This window comes from Methylobacterium sp. Leaf456, from assembly GCF_001425465.1.
Taxonomy (GTDB): domain Bacteria; phylum Pseudomonadota; class Alphaproteobacteria; order Rhizobiales; family Beijerinckiaceae; genus Methylobacterium.
Genome location: NZ_LMQV01000002.1, coordinates 1 through 17,875 on the forward strand (window position 1 = coordinate 1; position 17,875 = coordinate 17,875).

Annotated in this window: 12 protein-coding genes, 4 pseudogenes and 1 riboswitch; of the genes and pseudogenes, 12 read left to right on the plus strand and 4 right to left on the minus strand. The window is 69.0% G+C overall.

Features of this window, described 5'->3' with window-relative positions:
• From ASG52_RS02165 to ASG52_RS02180, 4 genes are all read left to right on the plus strand, one after another.
• Window positions 1-474 (plus strand): carbohydrate porin (locus tag ASG52_RS02165; protein ID WP_200945558.1); only part of this gene is annotated, 474 nt, incomplete at its 5' end.
• Between the two features lie 72 nt (window positions 475-546).
• Complete coding sequence (locus ASG52_RS02170) at window positions 547-1,599, plus strand: aliphatic amidase (protein ID WP_056239432.1); 1,053 nt, start codon at window positions 547-549, stop codon at window positions 1,597-1,599.
• A gap of 261 nt (window positions 1,600-1,860) precedes the next feature.
• The gene (locus ASG52_RS02175; protein WP_056238428.1) at window positions 1,861-2,706 is read left to right on the plus strand and encodes an urease accessory protein UreD; all 846 of its coding nucleotides are present in this window, start codon (window positions 1,861-1,863) and stop codon (window positions 2,704-2,706) included.
• A 66-nt stretch (window positions 2,707-2,772) separates the two neighbouring features.
• Entirely contained in the window at window positions 2,773-3,393 is a 621-nt protein-coding gene (locus ASG52_RS02180) for an urease subunit gamma (protein WP_082552304.1), read from the plus strand.
• A gap of 41 nt (window positions 3,394-3,434) precedes the next feature.
• On the opposite strand, the gene ASG52_RS02185 is transcribed toward ASG52_RS02180, so the two are convergent.
• A complete protein-coding gene (locus ASG52_RS02185; protein ID WP_056238431.1) occupies window positions 3,435-4,568 on the minus strand; it encodes an RNA ligase in 1,134 nt (377 codons plus the stop codon).
• Window positions 4,569-4,762: 194 nt separating this feature from the next.
• On the opposite strand from ASG52_RS02185, the pseudogene ASG52_RS28125 reads away from it, so the two are divergent.
• From ASG52_RS28125 to ASG52_RS02220, 8 genes and pseudogenes are all read left to right on the plus strand, one after another.
• Window positions 4,763-5,992: pseudogene (locus ASG52_RS28125) on the plus strand (solute carrier family 23 protein); the annotation flags it as partial.
• Between the two features lie 156 nt (window positions 5,993-6,148).
• Window positions 6,149-7,864: an urease subunit alpha gene (gene ureC, locus ASG52_RS28130; RefSeq protein WP_502691022.1), complete on the plus strand. Its 1,716-nt coding sequence runs from the start codon at window positions 6,149-6,151 to the stop codon at window positions 7,862-7,864.
• Between the two features lie 34 nt (window positions 7,865-7,898).
• The gene (locus ASG52_RS02195; protein WP_056238434.1) at window positions 7,899-8,384 is read left to right on the plus strand and encodes a DUF29 domain-containing protein; all 486 of its coding nucleotides are present in this window, start codon (window positions 7,899-7,901) and stop codon (window positions 8,382-8,384) included.
• Between the two features lie 7 nt (window positions 8,385-8,391).
• Window positions 8,392-8,880, plus strand: a complete 489-nt coding sequence (locus ASG52_RS02200) for an urease accessory protein UreE (RefSeq protein ID WP_056238437.1) — start codon at window positions 8,392-8,394, stop codon at window positions 8,878-8,880.
• Window positions 8,846-9,541: an urease accessory protein UreF gene (locus tag ASG52_RS02205; protein WP_502691015.1), complete on the plus strand. Its 696-nt coding sequence runs from the start codon at window positions 8,846-8,848 to the stop codon at window positions 9,539-9,541. The genes ASG52_RS02200 and ASG52_RS02205 overlap by 35 nt, the downstream gene beginning before the upstream one ends.
• A gap of 8 nt (window positions 9,542-9,549) precedes the next feature.
• Window positions 9,550-10,167, plus strand: a complete 618-nt coding sequence (ureG, locus tag ASG52_RS02210) for an urease accessory protein UreG (protein ID WP_056238438.1) — start codon at window positions 9,550-9,552, stop codon at window positions 10,165-10,167.
• Window positions 10,168-10,187: 20 nt separating this feature from the next.
• Window positions 10,188-10,730, plus strand: a complete 543-nt coding sequence (locus ASG52_RS02215) for a HupE/UreJ family protein (RefSeq protein WP_286158911.1) — start codon at window positions 10,188-10,190, stop codon at window positions 10,728-10,730.
• A gap of 85 nt (window positions 10,731-10,815) precedes the next feature.
• Window positions 10,816-11,013, plus strand: a riboswitch (cobalamin riboswitch).
• Between the two features lie 126 nt (window positions 11,014-11,139).
• On the plus strand, window positions 11,140-13,290 hold the full coding sequence (locus tag ASG52_RS02220; protein WP_502691016.1) for a TonB-dependent receptor: 2,151 nt from the start codon (window positions 11,140-11,142) through the stop codon (window positions 13,288-13,290).
• Between the two features lie 46 nt (window positions 13,291-13,336).
• Here ASG52_RS02220 and ASG52_RS27585 read toward each other — a convergent pair.
• The 3 pseudogenes from ASG52_RS27585 to ASG52_RS28135 form a co-directional block, all read right to left on the minus strand.
• Window positions 13,337-13,801, minus strand: a pseudogene (locus ASG52_RS27585) (hemolysin); the annotation flags it as partial.
• 1 nt (window position 13,802) lies between these two features.
• A pseudogene (locus ASG52_RS28600) lies at window positions 13,803-14,375 on the minus strand (calcium-binding protein); the annotation flags it as partial.
• A gap of 1 nt (window position 14,376) precedes the next feature.
• Window positions 14,377-17,218 (minus strand): annotated as a pseudogene (locus tag ASG52_RS28135) (beta strand repeat-containing protein); the annotation flags it as partial.
• Between the last annotated feature and the right edge of the window lie 657 nt (window positions 17,219-17,875).

Consider the following 17,875-nt stretch of genomic DNA (forward strand, 5'->3'; position numbering starts at 1 on the left):
ACGGTGTGGCGGGCCGATGGCGGGCTGATCACCAAGGGCGACCTCAACCTGCACCCGACCGCGATCTCGGTCTACACCGGCACCGGCTACGCCTTCGACCCGACGATTCCGATCCGCTTCAACTCGTTCGCCGGCGTTCTGCTGGAAGCCCCCGACCCGAGCCGGCCGAACGACACCTACGGGCTCAAGGTCAACTGGCAGCGCCTCAACGAGAACTACACCCAGTTCCTGGCGGACGCGAACTTCATCTCCGGCGGCTCCGGCGCCCCGTATTCGCGCGACAAGCTGATCTTCGAGGCCAACGCCCACCTCGACATCGGCAAGGGCGTGATCCTCGAGCCGGTGGTCCAGTACGTCGTCAACCCGAACTCATTCTGGAACCCCTACACGGCGCGCCGCGCCAAGGACGGCTTCTACGGCGGCTTCACCCTCGTCGTGCCGCTCGGCACGCTGCTGGGCCTCGCGCCGGGCTGATCGCCGCCCTGCGAATGCGGGTCGCGCCGAGGCGCGGCCCGTCCCAATCAGTCAAGAGTGGAGGACAACGCCATGATGCACGGCGACATCTCATCGAGCCAGGACAGCGTCGGCGTGGCGGTGGTGAACTACACGATGCCCCGCCTGCACACGAAGGCCGAGGTCATCGAAAATGCGAAAAAGATCGGCGACATGATCGTCGGCATGAAGGCCGGGTTGCCCGGCCTCGATCTGGTGATCTTCCCCGAATACTCGACCCACGGCATCATGTACGACGCCGCCGAGATGTACGAGACCGCCGCGAGCATCCCCGGCGCGGAAACGGAAATCTTCGCCGATGCCTGCCGCAAGGCTGGCGTGTGGGGCGTGTTCTCGCTCACGGGTGAGCGGCACGAGGAGCACCCGCACAAGGCGCCCTACAACACCCTGATCCTGATGAACGACCAGGGCGAGATCGTCCAGAAATACCGCAAGATCATGCCCTGGACCCCGATCGAGGGCTGGTATCCGGGTGATCGCACCTACGTCTCGGACGGGCCGAAGGGGCTCAAAATCAGCCTCATCATCTGCGACGACGGCAACTACCCCGAGATCTGGCGCGACTGCGCCATGCGCGGGGCCGAACTCATCATCCGCTGCCAGGGCTACATGTATCCGGCCAAAGAGCAGCAGGTGCTGATCTCGAAGGCGATGGCGTTCGCCAACAACACCTACGTCGCGGTGGCGAACGCGGCCGGGTTCGACGGCGTCTACAGCTACTTCGGCCACTCGGCGATCATCGGCTTCGACGGCCGCACGCTTGGCGAATGCGGGGAGGAGCCGATGGGCATCCAGTACGCGGCGCTCTCAAAATTCCTGATCCGCGACTTCCGCGCCCACGGCCAGTCGGAGAACCACCTCTTCAAGCTGCTGCATCGCGGCTACACCGGCATGATCAACTCGAAGGAGAACCGGCACGGCATGTCGGAATGCCCCTACGACTTCTACCGCCGCTGGATCGAGGACCCCGACGGCACCCGCGACGCCGTGCGCGCCATCACCCGCTCCAGCGTCGGCACCGAGGAATGCCCGATCGAGGGCATCCCCTTCGTCGGCAAGGGGGAAGGCCCGCCCGATCCGCGGTGATGTTTTTGAGACTTTGCCGTGCCTTAACCTGACAGGCCTTCGACCACCCTCCACCCCCGTCATTCCGGGGCCGCGGAGCGGAACCCGGAATCCACCCGTGATGCGCGGCTACACGATGCGTCGCGGCCAGTCGTGGATTCCGGGTTCGCCTGCGGCGCCCCGGAATGACGGCAGAGGGGGGGAGACGACCGTGTTGCCCGGCGGGCGCGGCCGCGCCAGGAAGGGCAGGGGCCGTAGGCCCGCCTTCCGCGAGTTGCGACCATCCACGCCTTCCCAGCCCCTCCCGCCCCCCCATCGCGGCAGCGCTCACGCGGCCATGTCGATCTCCACGTCGGCCCGGCTGCCGCGAATGGCCCGACGCGGCTGCGCGACATCGCCGAATCCGGCCCCTCGCGGCTGCGCTTCCCCCGGCAGGCCGGGACGATGGAGGGCATCCTCGTCAACACCGCAGGCGGCATCGCCTGCGGCGACGATTTTTGCGTCTCCGTCCGGCTCGATCCCGGCGCCGACCTCGTGCTGACGACGGTGGCGGCGGAGAAAGTCTACCGCTCCGACGGCCCGGTGAGCCACGTGCGCAACCGCCTCGATCTGGGGGAGGGTGCCCATCTCGCCTGGCTGCCGCAGGAGACGATCCTGTTCGACCGCGCGCGGCTCAAGCGAAGCTTCGAGGCCGATCTCGCCGCGGATTCCGCCCTCCTCGTCGCCGAAATCGTCGCCTTCGGCCGCGCCGCGCGGGGCGAGACGCTGGAGGACGTGCTGTTCGAAGACATCTGGCGGGTGCGGCGTGCCCAAAAGCTCGTCTACGCCGACACTTTGCGGCTGGAGGGCCCGGTCTCGGCGCTGCTCGCCCGCGCGGCGATCGGCGGCGGGGCGCGGGCGATGGGCACGATCCTCGACTGTTCGCCCGGCGCCGAAGGCCGAATCGAGGAGGCCCGCGCCTGCCTCGACGCCGCCGGCCCCGGCCTCACCGAGGCCGCCGCGAGCGCCTGGAACGGGCACCTCATCGTGCGCCTGCTCGGGCCCGAGGTCGGGGCGCTCAGGGAACTGGCTGCGCGCTTCCTCACCGCCTATCGCGGTCTGCCGATGCCGCGCGTCTGGCAGAGCTGAGGCTGGCGCTCTCGCACGCTCCATGCATGATCCGCGAGACATCGAACAAGAATTCGGAGAGCGCCCGTGCTCCTCACCCCCCGCGAGAAAGACAAGCTTCTGGTCGCCATGGCGGCCCAGGTGGCGCGCAACCGGCTGGCGCGGGGCGTGCGGCTCAACCACCCGGAGGCGGTAGCGCTGATCACCGATTTCGTGGTCGAGGGCGCCCGCGACGGGTGCTCGGTCGCCGAGCTGATGCAGGCCGGCGCCCACGTGCTCACCGCCGATCAGGTGATGCCGGGCATCCCCGAGATGATCCACGACATCCAGGTCGAGGCGACCTTCCCCGACGGCACCAAGCTCGTCACCGTCCACCATCCGATCCGCGGCGCGGCCTCCGACGACGTGCCGGGTACGGTGACGACGCTTCCCGGCGCGATCGAACTCAATGCGGGCGCGCCGCGCACGGTTGTGAGTGTGGCCAACACCGGCGACCGGCCGATCCAGGTCGGCTCGCACTACCATTTCTACGAGGTCAATCCGGGCCTCGTCTTCGAGCGCGAGCGGGCCCGCGGCCAGCGCCTCGACATCGCGCCGGGCACCGCCGTGCGGTTCGAGCCGGGCTCGACCCGCGACGTGACGCTGGTGCCGCTCTCGGGCACCCGCACCGTCTACGGTTTCCGCGGCGAGGTGATGGGCCGGCTGTGACACCGGCCCACCCCCACTCTCGCGTCAGGGCAGGGCGCGCTTCACGGCTCGATCTCCGGCAGGGCGAGGTCGTCCACGCTCCAGGCCATGCCGAACAGGTCGCGCACCGCCTCGACCCGGCCTTCGCTCCCCGCAGCGTAGGTCAGCAGCCCCCCGATCACACCGCGCGGGTCGCGCCCGTCATAGGCCTCGAAGGCGGCCTTGGTCAGCCGCTTGTCGAAGCGTCGGAAGGCAAGCGCAGCGTAGTCCTTGCGCGGCAGGCCGCGATGCTCGGCAGCAAAAGCGCGGATGTCGGCGGCATGCGCCGCGGCGCGCGCCTCGATGTTCGCCTGATAGGCGAGCAGCCGCGCGGCCACCGTCTCGGGCAGGATCGGCACCACGTCATCGACGGCGCCCGCCGCGACCCAGGCCAGCACCGTCTTCTCCAGCCGCACGCCGGTCAGCGCGCGGTGGCGCAGCACGTAGCCGTCGGTCTTGAGCTTGAGGCGATAGCCGTCCTCGAACGCCAGCACGTAGCCCTCGATGCCGGCCTCGCGGCGGGCCCGGGCGACGAACGCGTCGGCGTCCGCGAGCGGGCCCCCGGCCCGCACCACGGCGATGCCGAAGCGCGCGCCGAGCCGCACCAGCTCCGCCTGCGGCAGGTAGGCGCCGCTCACCATCGCCCGCGCCGCCAGCAGGGTGAGCGCCGGCCGCTCGTAGGCCACCACGATCCGGTTGTCCGGCGCGGTGAACTCGAAGATCGGCGTGATGCCGCCCGCGAGCAGATGGCCGGCAAGATCGAGAAGACCCGGATCGGCGTGGCGTTGCGCCGCCGCGGCCTGCCCGGTGGCGCCCATCCGGGTCATGAACACGGTCGTTCCGTCGAGCCGGACCGGATGCACCATCGAGCCGTCGAGCTTGTCGAGGACGTGATGGGGCGCCGACCAGTCGATCTGATCGATCCGCTGGCGCTCGCCGAGATTGAAGAACTTGTGGAAGGGCCGGCCGATGATCCGCCCGTCGCGGTCGAACTTCAGGCCGCGGCATTCCAGAGCTATGGCGGAGCTGAAGGTCTCGGGGACGGTGTAGACGTAATCGATCACCGTATGGTCGGGCCGTCGCGAGACGACGAAACCCCGATCGAAAGAAACGTGCGGCGTGACTTGGTCGAGATGTTCGATGCGAGGGAATATCATATCCGTATCTTTCGTAAGTGGCGAAGACGGGCGAAACCGGCACTAAATTTGCCGGAATACGGGCGACAAATTCGGTTCGCGATGAGCTTACGGTTCGACATGACGGTCTCCTTGTCCGACAAATCCGTCGGCGATTCGGTTATGAGCCGGGCGTGGTGCGGCGGGCAAGACGGCGCCCCGCGAGAGGATCGGTCGTGAGCTACTTTCCCCACTGGCGCCTCAAGACCTCCGGCGAGGTCGCGCCCGACGAACGGCTGCCGACCGGGCAGACGCTGGTGCTCGGGCTCCAGCACGTTGTGGCCATGTTCGGCTCGACGGCGCTGGCGCCGATCCTGATGGGGTTCGATCCCAACACCGCGATCCTGTTCTCAGGCGTCGGCACGCTGCTGTTCTTTGTGCTGACGGGCGGGCGGTTGCCGTCCTATCTCGGCTCCAGCTTCGCCTTCATCGCCGTGGTGATCGCCGCCACCGGCTATGCCGGCACCGGGCCGAACCCGAATATCGGCGTGGCACTCGGCGGCATCGTCGCCTGCGGCGCGCTCTATGCGGTGATCGGGGTCGCGGTGCATCTGTCGGGCACCGCCTGGATCGAGCGGCTGATGCCGCCCGTCGTCACCGGCGCCATCGTCGCGGCGATCGGGCTCAACCTCGCGCCGGTGGCCGTGAAGAGCATCTCGGCGTCCGGCTTCGACACCGCGATGGGGCTGGTGACGGCGTTGCTCGTCGGGCTCGTGGCGGTGCGCGGGCATGGACTGGCGCGGCGCTTGCCGATCCTGATCGGGGCGGCGGTCGCCTACGGGCTCTACCTCGTCCTCGCCAACGGGCTGGGGTTGGCCAAGCCCATCGATTTCACCCGCCTCGGGGAGGCTGCCTGGGTCGGCCTGCCGCATTTCTCGGCGCCGGTCTTCACCGCGCCCGCCCTGGTGCTGATCGCACCGGTCGCGCTCATCCTGGTCGCGGAAAACCTCGGCCATATCAAGGGCATCGCTGCGATGACCGGGCGCGACTACGATCCCCTCATCGGCCGCGGCTTCCTCGCCGACGGGCTCGCGACCATCCTGTCGGGAATGGGCGGCGGCACCGGCGTGACGACCTACGCCGAGAACATGGGCGTGATGGCGGTCACCCGCATCTACTCGACGCTGGTCTTCGTCGCGGCGGCGGGCTTCGCCATCCTGCTCGGGTTCTCGCCGAAATTCGGCGCCCTGGTGCTGACGATCCCCGGGCCGGTCGTCGGCGGCTTGGCGCTCGTGGTGTTCGGCCTGATCGCCGCCACCGGCGGGCGCATCTGGGTGCAGGACCGGACCGACTTCTCCGACGCCCGCAACCTCGTCACCGCCGCGGTGGCGCTGATCGCGGGCGCGGGCGACCTGACGGTACGCCTGGGCGACTTCGCGCTCGGCGGCATCGGCACCGCGACCTTCGGGGCGATCCTCGTCTACCACCTGCTCGGGTCCGGCCCCGCAGAGACGAACTGGGTTCGAAGGGCAAGCCCTTCCCGCGTCTTCGTCACCACGACACCGAACCATCGCAACGCGACCGATCTGTTCGCCGACCGCTGGGCGAGCGACCTGACGCAGATACCCCCGGCTTCGCTGCCGCGTATCGCCTACGCCGCCATGTTCGGGCCGACCACCGGCGACCGCATCCGGCTGGCCGACACCGGCCTTACGATCGAGGTCGAGCGCGATCTGACCACCTACGGCGAGGAGGTGAAGTTCGGCGGCGGCAAGGTGATCCGCGACGGCATGGGCCAGAGCCAGGTGACGAACGAAGCGGGCGCGGTCGATACCGTCATCACCAACGCGGTGGTGCTCGACCATTGGGGCATCGTGAAATGCGATGTCGGCCTGAAAGGCGGTCGCATCGTCCACCTCGGCAAGGCCGGCAACCCGGACATCCAGCCGGGCGTGGACATCGTGGTCGGGCCGGGCACCGAGGTGATCGCGGGGGAGGGGAAGATCCTCACCGCGGGTGGCTTCGACAGCCACATCCACTACATCTGCCCGCAGCAGATCGAGGAGGCGCTCTGCTCCGGCGTCACGACCATGCTGGGCGGCGGCACCGGGCCGGCGCACGGGACGCTGGCCACCACCTGCACCCCCGGTCCCTGGCACCTCGCCCGGATGATCGAGGCCGCCGACCACTTTCCGATGAACCTCGCGTTCGCCGGCAAGGGCAACGCCTCGCTGCCCGGCGCGCTGGAGGAGATGGTGCGGGCGGGCGCCTGCGCGCTCAAGCTGCACGAGGATTGGGGCACGACGCCCCAGGCCATCGACACATGCCTGACGGTTGCCGACGCCCACGACGTGCAGGTGATGATCCACTCCGACACCCTCAACGAGGGCGGCTTCGTCGAGGACACCATCGCGGCCTTCAAGGGCCGCACCATCCACGCCTTCCACACGGAGGGGGCGGGGGGCGGCCACGCGCCGGACATCATGCGCGTCGCCGGGCTGGAAAACGTCCTCCCGTCGTCCACGAACCCGACGCGCCCCTACACCAAAAACACCATCGACGAGCATCTCGACATGCTGATGGTGTGCCATCACCTCGACCCGTCGATCCCCGAGGATCTCGCCTTCGCCGAGAGCCGCATCCGCCGCGAAACCATCGCGGCCGAGGACATCCTGCACGACATCGGCGCGCTCTCCATGATGTCCTCCGACAGCCAGGCGATGGGCCGGGTCGGCGAGGTGGTGATCCGCACGTGGCAGACCGCCGACAAGATGAAGCGCCAGCGCGGGGCGCTCCCCGGCGACGCGAGCGGCAACGACAACCTGCGCGCCCGCCGTTACGTGGCGAAATACACGATCAACCCGGCCATCGCCCACGGCGTGTCGCGCCACATCGGCTCGGTGGAACCGGGCAAGCTCGCCGACCTCGTGCTGTGGACGCCCGCCTTCTTCGGCGTGAAGCCCGATCTCGTCCTCAAGGGAGGCATGATCGCCACCGCCCCGATGGGCGACCCTAACGCCTCAATCCCGACGCCCCAGCCCGTGCATTACCGCCCGATGTTCGGAAGCGTTGGCCGGGCCCCCTTCGCCACGGCGCTGACCTTCGTGTCCAAGGCGGCGATCGAGGATGGCTTGCGCGAGCGGCTGGGCGTGCAGAAGGAGCTGGTCGCCGTCGAGAACGTGCGCGGCGGCATCTCGAAGAAGAGCATGATCCTCAACGACGCCACCCCGGTGATCGAGATCGACCCCGAAACCTACGACGTGCGCGCCGACGGCGAGTTGCTGGTCTGCGAGCCGGCCGAGGTGGTGCCGATGGCGCAGCGATATTTTTTGTTCTGAGGTAGGATCGAGGGTGACATTCGGGAGACCCGCGATGACCAAGGCCGCGCTGAAGCCGCCGGCGGCTGACGATCTGTACGAGACGGACTTCCATGCCTGGACACAGGGTCAGGCCGAACTGCTGCGCGCGCGGCGCTTCGATGAACTCGACCTTGAGAACCTGATCGAAGAGGTGGCGAGCGTGGGCCGGAGCGACAGGCAGCAGATCGAGAGCCGCCTCGATGTCCTGCTCGGCCATCTCCTAAAATGGCGATATCAACCCGGACTGCGCAACAGTCACTGGACTGGCACCATCGACGAGCAGCGTCGTCGGATCGCTCGCGTCCTGAAGGCCAGTCCGAGTCTGAAGCGCTATCCGGCCGAGGTGTTCGGCGAATGCTATCGGTCCGGCCGCCTCCTGGCGTCCAGGGAGACGGGCATCGCCCTCGTCCTCTTCCCCGAAACGCCTCCCTTCACCTTGGAGCAAGCGCTCGACGCTAATTTTCTACCCAAGGATGTCGACTTGCTGGACCAGTCCTGACCTCCTCATGATCCGCGCCACCCGCGTCATCCGCCGCGACGCCCTGCCCCGCGGCGAGATCATCGACCGCGTCGTGCTCGACCACGGCGACCGGCATCGCCGCCGCATCGCCATGCGCGGGGTCGGCGGCACCCCGTTCCTACTCGATCTGCCCCACCCGATCCTGCTCGATGACGGCGACGCACTTGTGCTCGACGACGGCCGTCTCGTCTGGGTCGAGGCGGCGCCCGAGCGGCTGCTCGAGATCCGGGCGCCCACCGATCACGCGCTGAAGCGCCTGATCTGGCATATCGGCAACCGGCACATCCCCGCCGAGATCGGGGCGGAGGCCGTATGGATCGCAGAAGACCACGTGCTCGCCGAGATGGTGCGCGGGTTGGGCGGCAGCGCCGAGCCGGTCGAGCGTCCGTTCCGGCCGGAGGGCGGAGCCTACGAGGGCGGGCACGGTCACGATCATGGCCATGATCACCACCATGGCCATCACCACCATGATTGAGGCGCTGCGGCTGATGGCGTGGCTGTCGCCGGCCTATCCGGTCGGGGGGTTCGCCTATTCGCACGGGCTCGAATGGGCGGTGGAGACCGGCGCGGTCGCCGACGAGGCGAGTTTTTCGGAGTGGCTCGGCGACGTGCTGGAGCGGGGCTCCGGGCGCAACGACCTGATCCTGGCCGCGCACGCCCACCGGGCGGCCGGGGAGGGCGCCGCCCTGACAGCGATCAACGACCTCGCCCTGGCGATGGCGCCCTCGCGCGAGCTGCATCTGGAGACGAGCCAACAGGGCCGCAGCTTCCTCGACGCGACGCTGGTAGCCTGGCCCTGCCCGCCGCTCGATGCGGTCGCCGCCGCCCTGCCGGGGCCGGTGGCGCTGCCGGTGGCGGTCGGCGCGGCGGCCTCCGCCCACGGCATGGCGCGCGGGCCGATGCTCGCGGCCTACGGGCTCGCCTTCGTCCAGGCCATCGTCTCGGCGGGTTTACGGGTCGCGCCGATCGGGCAGGGGGCCGGCACCCGCATCGTCGCCGCGCTGAGCCCCCGCGTGGTGGCGCTCACTGAAGCGGTCGAGCCGCTCGGTCTCGACGCGCTGGGTTCGTGCACGCTCAAGCTCGATCTCGGCTCGTTCCGGCACGAGACCCAGTATTCCCGGATCTTTCGCTCATGAGGGACGCCATGACATCCGCGAACGGCCCCTTACGCGTCGGCATCGGCGGCCCCGTCGGCTCCGGCAAGACGGCGCTGATGGAGCAGCTCTGCAAGCGCTTACGCGACGCCTACGACATCTGCGCCATCACCAACGACATCTACACCAAGGAGGATGCCCGCCTCCTCACCGTCGCCGGGGCGCTGCCCGAGGAGCGGATCATGGGCGTCGAGACCGGCGGCTGCCCGCACACGGCGATCCGCGAGGACGCCTCGATCAACCTCGCGGCGGTGGCCGAGATGCGCCGCCGCTTCCCCCACCTCGACGTGGTGCTGATCGAATCCGGCGGCGACAACCTCGCCGCGACCTTCTCGCCGGAACTCGCCGACATCACCCTCTACGTCATCGACGTGGCGGGCGGCGAGAAGATCCCGCGGAAAGGCGGCCCCGGCATCACCCGCTCCGACCTCCTCGTGGTCAACAAGACCGACCTCGCGCCGCTCGTCGGCGCGGATCTTGCCGTGATGGAGGCCGACACCCGCCGCATGCGGGGAACCCGGCCCTACGTCTTCGCCTCGCTGCGCGACGGCCACGGCGCCGACGCCATCGCCCGCTTCGTCGTCGAGTCCGGCGGCCTCACCAAATGATCCCCTCTCGGAGAAACCGCATGATCTCTCGCTCGATGCCGCTCGCCGTGGCGCTCGTGCTCCTGCCCGGCGCGGCGTTCGCCCATCCCGGCCACGGCGAGGCAATGGGCTGGGCCGCGGGCTTTGCCCATCCGGTCGGTGGCGCCGACCACGTCCTGGCGATGGTCGCGGTCGGGATCATCGCCGGCCTCGTCGGCGGGCGGGCGCTGTGGCTGCTGCCCGCCTGCTTCCTCGGCATGATGACGCTGGGCGCGGGGGCGGCCATGGCCGGCCTCGACCTGCCCTTCGTCGAGCCGGCCATCCTCGCCTCGGTCGCGGCGTTCGCCGTGATGGCGGTCTGCGCCCGGCTGATCCCGCTCGCGGCGCTCGCCGGGCTGGTGGGCGCCTTCGCGGTGTTCCACGGCGCGGCGCACGGGGCCGAGATGCCCGAGACCGCCTCGGGCCTCGCCTACGGCCTCGGCTTCCTCGCCGCGACCGCCGGACTCCACGCCGCCGGCCTCGCCGCCGGAGTTTTGCTGACGCGGGTCCTGCCGCGAGCCGGCGCCGCGCGCCAAGGGGCGTGAACCCAAGGGTGTCTCCCACGGGGCACAGCCGCACCGCTTCGCGGCCAGCGCCCCGGCAGCGCGTTGACGACGGATGAGAGCGCCGTGCTAACCGTAGCGTGACGGTTCCCCTCGGGGATCAAAAGGGAACGCGGTGAGGGCGAAAGCCCGATGCCGCGGCTGCCCCCGCAACTGTGAGCGGCGAGCCTTCCGCCACCATGTCACTGGATGCGCCGCATCCGGGAAGACGGTGAGAGGGCCGTGACCCGCGAGCCAGGAGACCTGCCGTCAGTCGTGGTCACACGCGAGGCGCGTCGGGCGGGGTGCACCGATGGGTTGCCGGGGGCGGCACCGATCCTGCGAGGGTCGGGCGGTCCGCGGCCTCGTTCGCGGTGACGTGCCACTGCCGTTGCCCGAGGCCGTTTTGCCCGTGTCCGATTCCCGTTCCCCGACCGCCCTGCGACTGGCGGCGCTCGCCGTCGCGCTGCTGCCCCTCCCTGCGAGCGCCCAGGAGGCCGTCACCCTCGATGAACTCTCCGTCGCGGGCGAGGCGCCGCGCCCAGTCGCCGCCTTCTCGGCCAGCGCCGGTTACGTCGGCGGCGTCACCGGCATCGGCGGCGCCCTTCAACCGGTGGCGTCGGCGAGCGGCGGCCTCGTCTCCGGTGCGCAGGTCAACGCCCGGCCCGTCACCCGCCCCGGCGAGGCGCTGGAGGCGGTGCCCGGCCTGATCGTCACCCAGCATTCGGGGGAGGGGAAGGCCAACCAGTTCTTCCTGCGCGGGTTCAACCTCGACCACGGCACCGACATCGCCCTGTTCGTCGATGGCATGCCGGTCAACATGCGCACCCACGCCCACGGCCAGGGCTATGCCGACCTCAACTTCCTGATCCCCGAACTCGTCGGCGCGGTGGAATTCCACAAGGGCCCCTATTTCGTGCGCGACGGCGACTTCGCCTCCGCCGGCTCGGTGCGGATCGACTACCTCGACACGGTCGCCAAGAACGTCGCTCTGACCTCGATCGGTTCGTTCGGCTACAAGCGCGCGCTCACCATCGCCTCCGCACCGCTCGGGGCGGGCAACCTCCTGGTGGCGGGCGAGGCGCAGACCTATGACGGCCCCTGGGACGTGCCGGACCGCCTGAAGAAACTCAACGGCGTCGCCCGCTACAGCCAGGGCACGGCCCTCGACGGCTTCTCCGTCACCGGCATGGCCTATTGGGCGAAGTGGAACGCCACCAACCAGATCCCCGAGCGCGCGGTCGCGGAAGGGCTCGTCGGCCGGTTCGGCACCCTCGACCCGACGGATGGCGGCGACACCGGCCGCTTCTCGCTGTCGGGCCGCTGGAGCCACACGAGCGAAGCCGGGATCACCCGGGCCAACGCCTACCTCATCCGCTACCGGATGAATCTGTGGAACAACTTCACCTACTTCCTCAACGATCCCGATCACGGCGACCAGTTCCGCCAGCTCGACGACCGGGTGCTCGGCGGGGCGGAGGCCAGCCACGTCTTCTCCGGCGATCTCTTCGGGATGCCGATGGAAAACGAAATCGGCATCCAGACCCGCACCGATTCGATGCGAATCGGGCTGTTCAACACCACGCGGCGGCAATTCCGCTCGACCGTGCTCGACGATCGGGTGCTGGAGACGAGCGCGGCGTTCTATTACGAAAACCGGGTGCGCTGGACCGATTGGCTGCGCACCAGCGTGGGCTTCCGCGCCGACGGCTACTACGCCGACGTCCGCTCCGACACGCCGGCCAATTCGGGGCGCGCCCGCGACGGCATCGTCAACCCGAAGCTCGGCCTCGTGCTCGGACCCTGGGCCGACACCGAACTCTACCTGAACTACGGCGGCGGCTTCCACTCGAACGACGTGCGCGGCGTGACCGCGACCGTCGAGGCCTCGGGCACGCTTGCCCCCGTGGTGCGCGCGCCCTTCCTCGTGCCCTCGACCGGCTACGAGGTGGGCGTCCGCAACCGCTCGATTGCCGGGCTTGAGACGGCGGTTGCCCTGTTCCGGCTCGACTTCGCCTCCGAGAACCTGTTCGTGGGGGACGCCGGCACCACGGAGCCGAGCCGCCCGACCCGCCGCTTCGGCGTCGAGTGGACCAACCGCTACGCGCTCACCCCCTGGCTTCAACTGGAGGGCGACCTGACCGTGACGAACGCGCGCTTCGCCGACCGCGTCCCCGATACCGGCCGCCGCGTGCCCGACGCGCCGACCACCATCGCCTCGGCCGGGATCAGCTTCGGCGAAGGCGAGGGCTGGTTCGGGAGTTTACGCTTCCGCTATTTCGGCCCCCGTCCGCTGATCGAGGACAATTCGGTACGCTCACGAGCGACCGCGCTCCTCAACGGCCGCATCGGCTACGCCTTCGCCAACGGCGTCAGCCTGTCGCTCGACGTCCTCAATCTCACGAACGCCAAGGCCGACCAGATCACCTACTTTTACGAGAGCCGCCTGCGCGGCGAACCGCTGATCCGTCCGCCCGGCCAACCGCCGCAAGGGACCCCCGACCGCCACTTCCACCCCGTCGAGCCCACCGCCGTGCGGCTGACGCTGGCCGGGCGGTTCTGACGCGCGTCGGGGCCGGGCAGCTCCGGGCTGCCCGGCCCCGACGGCCTCACACCACGAGGAAGTCGCCCGCGCTCAGCGCCGCCTTGTTGTCGAGAACCGCGAACTTCACCGCCGCCCCGGTCCCTGAGCCGTCCGCGTCGTAGAACAGTTCGCCGGTCGTCTGCTTGTAGAGGATGCGGTCGTTGGCATCCGCACCACCCGCGTCGAGGTTCTTGAACGCGCTCTCGGCCAGCTGCCCCGGGGCCAGCGCCGTGAACACGCCCTTGCCGAGCCAGATCGTGTCGTTCGACGCGAAGTCGGTGATGCGATCGACGTTGTCGGCGCCGAGCGCATTGGCGAAGATGAACGTGTCGGCGCCCCGCCCCCCCGTCAGCACGTCGCTGCCGCCCTTGCCGTCCAGACGATTGGCCCCGGCATTGCCCACCAGCGTCTGCCCGAACTCGTTGCCGATGAGGTTGAAGTTCGTCGCCCCCGTCGAGGACAGCAGCCGCAGGCTCTCGATCTCCTGGCCNGGCATTGCCCACCAGCGTCTGCCCGAACTCGTTGCCGATGAGGTTGAAGTTCGTCGCCCCCGTCGAGGACAGCAGCCGCAGGCTCTCGATCTCCTGGCCGGCCGCCAGGGTGTAGTGGCTCGTCGTGTAGACGCTGTCGAAGCCCTCGCCCGCTCGCTCGAACACCCGGTCGTTCGAGGTGTCGACTTGGTAGACGTCGTTTCCGGTGCCGCCGCTCATCCGGTCGATGCCGGTGCCGCCCTCCAGCGTGTCGTTGCCGGCGCCCCCGTTCAGGACGTCGTCGCCCGCCCCGCTCGACAGCTTGTCGTCGCCCGCCCCGCCCGAGAGCACGTCGGTGCCTTCGAGGGTGGCGAAGCGGTCGTTGCCCGCGCCGCCCGTCAGGGTGATGTTGTTGATGCTGGCGGTGGTGGTGCCGTCGCCCTCCAGCGTCGTGGTGGCGCCGAAGCTCTCCATGACGAAGCGGAGCGCGACGGTCGCGCCGGAGCGGTCGATCACCGCGCTGTCGGTGCCGCGGTTGCCGAGCAGCACGTCCTGCCCGCCCGTGCTGACGAGGACGTCGTCGCCCGCGCCGCCNCGCCGGAGCGGTCGATCACCGCGCTGTCGGTGCCGCGGTTGCCGAGCAGCACGTCCTGCCCGCCCGTGCTGACGAGGACGTCGTCGCCCGCGCCGCCGTCGAGAACGTTGTTGCCGGCATTGTCGACCAGCCGGTTGGCGAGTTCGTTGCCGGTGAGGCCGAGCGCGCCGGTGCCGGTGAGTTCGAGGGTCTCGATCGACTGCCCCGCGGCCAGCGTGTAGCCGACCGAGGTGCGGACGGTGTCGGTGCCCTCGCCGGCCTTCTCGAACACGAGGTCGCCGGCGTCGTCGATGACGTAGGTGTCGTTGCCGGCGAGCCCCGAGAGGCTGTCGGCACCGCCGTCGCCGTCGAGGATGTTGTTGCCGGCATTGCCGGTCAGGCTGTTGGCGAAGCCGTTGCCGGTGAGGTTGCGGGCGGCGGTGCCGGCGGGGTCGGCGAACCGGAGGATCTCGATCGACTGGCCGACGCCCAGCGTGTAGCTGCCGGTCGTGACGACGGTGTCGGTGCCCTCGTTGCCGGCCTCGAACACCTGATCGCTGTCGTCGTCGACGATGTAGGTGTCGTCGCCGCCGCGCCCGAGCAGGTTGCTGGCGCCGCCGTTGCCGATCAGCGTCTGGCCGATGGCGCTGCCGGTGAGGCTGAGCCTGTCGCTCGACCGCCCCTCAGCGAAGCGCAGCGTCTCGACCGCCTGCCCATTGTCGAGGACGTAGCTGACGGAGGCGATGAGCGTGTCGTTGCCGTAGAGGGCGCCTGGGAACTCCCTGATCACGTCACCCGCGTTATCGACGATGTAGGTGTCGTTTCCGATCCCGCCCTGGAGATTGTCCGCGCCGCCGCCGCCGTCGAGGACGTCGTTGCCGGTGCCGCCGATGATCCGGTTGGCGAATGCGTTGCCGGTGAGCTTGGTGGAGACTTGCTCGAAATTCGCGGTCCGCAGGACCTCGATCCGCTGCGCGTCCGTGAGGGTGAAGTCGACGGCGGAGTAGACGGTGTCGTTCGAGGCATCGGTCGAGTCCTCGATCACCCGGTCGCCGGCTTCGTTGACGTAGTATGTGTCGTTGCCGCGCCCGCCGATCAGGCGGTCGGCCCCGAGGCCGCCGCTCAGGACGTCGTTGCCGTCCCCGCCGATGAGCGTGTCGATGCCGTCTCCGCCGGTGAGCGCGTCCTGTCCGGTGCCGCCGGTCAGGGTGTCGTTGCCGCCCCGACCGTCGAGGACGCTGCCCTCATCGTTGCCGGTGATAACGTTGTCGAGGGCGTTGCCATTGGCGATCCGGCCCGAGACGAGGACCAGCCGCTCGACATTGTCCTGAAGCGTGTACGCGGTGAGGAAGGACGAGCCCGAGTAGGTCACGTAAACGCGGTCGATGGTGCCGCCGCCGGCGCTCTCCACGACGACATCGTCGGGCGAGTCGACGTAGTAGTTGTCGTCGCCGTTGCCGCCGACCAGGCGGTCGGCCCCGCCGCCGCCGATCAGGATGTCGTTCCCGTCGAGCCCGGTCAGCGTGTTGTCGGCGCCGTTACCGGTGAGGGTGTTGTCGAGCCCGTTGCCCGTGCCGGTCAGCTTGGCGCTGCCGGTGAGGACGAGGTCCTCGACGTTGGCGCCGAGCGTCGTCGAGAACGACGCCACGACGGTGTCGCGACCCTCACCCGCCGCCTCGATCACCGTATCGGCCGGGCTGTCGACGTAGTAGCGGTCGTCGCCCGCGCCGCCGCGCAGGGTGTCGTCGCCGAGCCCGCCGTCGAGGACGTCGTTGCCGGCGCCGCCGCTCAGATCGTCCGCACCGCGGTTGCCGAACAGGGTGTCGTCGCCGCCGCCACCATCGGCCTTGTCGGCGCTCGTGGACAGCAGCACGACCTCACCGGTGCCGTCGCCGACGAAGTTCTGGGCGCCGGAATGGGCCCGGACCTTGACGGTGAAGCTCTCGCTGGCGACCGTGGCCGAATTTTTCACTCCGGTGATCGTCGCCTGGAAGTCGCCGTCCCGGTCGTAGTCGAGGCCGATCGATCGGATGACGTTGCCGAACGAATAGGGCACCGCGGACGACCCGTCGCCCTTCGAGACGGTGATGCCGCCGATCTCAAGGAAAGTGCCGGTCCGTGTCACGTCGAGGATCAGCAGGCCGGCCTGATCGACACTGTAGGTGTATCCGCCGAAATTGACGGAGTCGCCATCGCTGCTGAACGTGGGCTTGGCGGTGACCGGGACGCTGACCGAGCTGCCGCCCTCCCTGATGAACGAGAGCGGGGTGAGCGTGCCGGTGGCGAGCGCCTTGAGGAAGACGTCCCGGGCACCGTTGAGGTCGTTCGGAGCGAAGTTGGCGGCCGCGCTCACGAAGGCGACCGACCGGCCGTCGGGCGAGAAGACGCCGTCCCCGGAATCACCGTTGCCCTGAAGCCCGTCGGCCCCGACGGAGACACGGGTGACCTCGCCCGTCGCGATGTCCCTCACGAACACGTCCTGGAAGCCGTTCGTGTCGCCCGCCACGAGGTTGGAGCCCGCGCTCTGGAACAGGATCCTGGTGCCGTCCGCCGAGACGTCGAGCCCGCTCGAAGCGCCGTTGGACTGGGCGCCCGAGGCCGAGGTCGAGACCCGCGTGATCGCGCCGGTCGCGAGGTTCTTGAGGAACACGTCGGCGACGCCGTTGGTGTCGCCTGCCACGAGGTTGCTCGACGTGCTGACGAAGGCAACGAACTGGCCGCCGTTCACGACCCTGGCCTCGGTGACCAGACCGTTCCCCGCGTCGCCGCCGGCCGTGGTGTTCAAGTCGAACACCTCACTAGTGCTCGTCTTAATAGCCAGAAACACCGGGTATGCGGGCTTTCCCTCAGCTGCTCTGTTCATATATTTCAAGACGAACGACTGACCATCGCTCGCGAAATCGACGTCTTGCGAATACGCAGTGAAGCCGCCGATCCTGGTCGGCTGGGTCAGTTCGTTAGCGTTGAGGACCAAGATATTCTGGTCGGGCGGATTATCGTCATAATCCTCCTGCCCGATAAAATACAGAAGCGAAGAATCCTGGCTGAATCCAATCGGAGTGTAATCACTCCCCAGAATGTCGCTACCAGTAAAGGTCAAAGACTCGCCAGTAACCTGATTTTTGATAGTAAATCCGTCAGGCTCTTTGAGGATCACCTTCTCGCCGTCGGGAGAGGTCAAGGCGGGGGTATTGGTCGGCGGGGTCGGCGCGACGAAAGGCTCGTGGAGCGGCAGGGGTGGGTGCTCGAATTCGTAGGTGAACAGAGAATTGGCCACGAACTGCTCCCGGCTTCGCCCGATCTGCTGTCGATCGGCAACGCGCCCTTCGGGCGACGTGCCGTCTCGATCGTTATTACGGTTGTATCGCAGATCGCCCAACCTGACGAGCGTGGAACCGCGATCCGAATACCGAAAAGCGCTGCACCGTGGCGGATCGGTCGGCCCGGCCCGGCGCTCGATCGAACTGCATCATAATGCAGCAGGCCCGTCGACACGGCCTCGTTGTCGGCGAAACGAGAA

Excerpts from the sequence above, each read along its gene's own strand:
- ASG52_RS02170 (WP_056239432.1), top strand. The coding sequence starts at position 547 with ATGATGCACGGCGACATCTCATCGAGCCAGGACAGCGTCGGCGTGGCG.
- ASG52_RS02185 (WP_056238431.1), bottom strand. The coding sequence starts at position 4,568 with ATGATATTCCCTCGCATCGAACATCTCGACCAAGTCACGCCGCACGTT.
- ASG52_RS02195 (WP_056238434.1), top strand. The coding sequence starts at position 7,899 with ATGACCAAGGCCGCGCTGAAGCCGCCGGCGGCTGACGATCTGTACGAG.
- ASG52_RS02200 (WP_056238437.1), top strand. The coding sequence starts at position 8,392 with ATGATCCGCGCCACCCGCGTCATCCGCCGCGACGCCCTGCCCCGCGGC.
- ASG52_RS02205 (WP_502691015.1), top strand. The coding sequence starts at position 8,846 with ATGATCACCACCATGGCCATCACCACCATGATTGAGGCGCTGCGGCTG.
- ureG (WP_056238438.1), top strand. The coding sequence starts at position 9,550 with ATGACATCCGCGAACGGCCCCTTACGCGTCGGCATCGGCGGCCCCGTC.
- ASG52_RS02215 (WP_286158911.1), top strand. The coding sequence starts at position 10,188 with ATGATCTCTCGCTCGATGCCGCTCGCCGTGGCGCTCGTGCTCCTGCCC.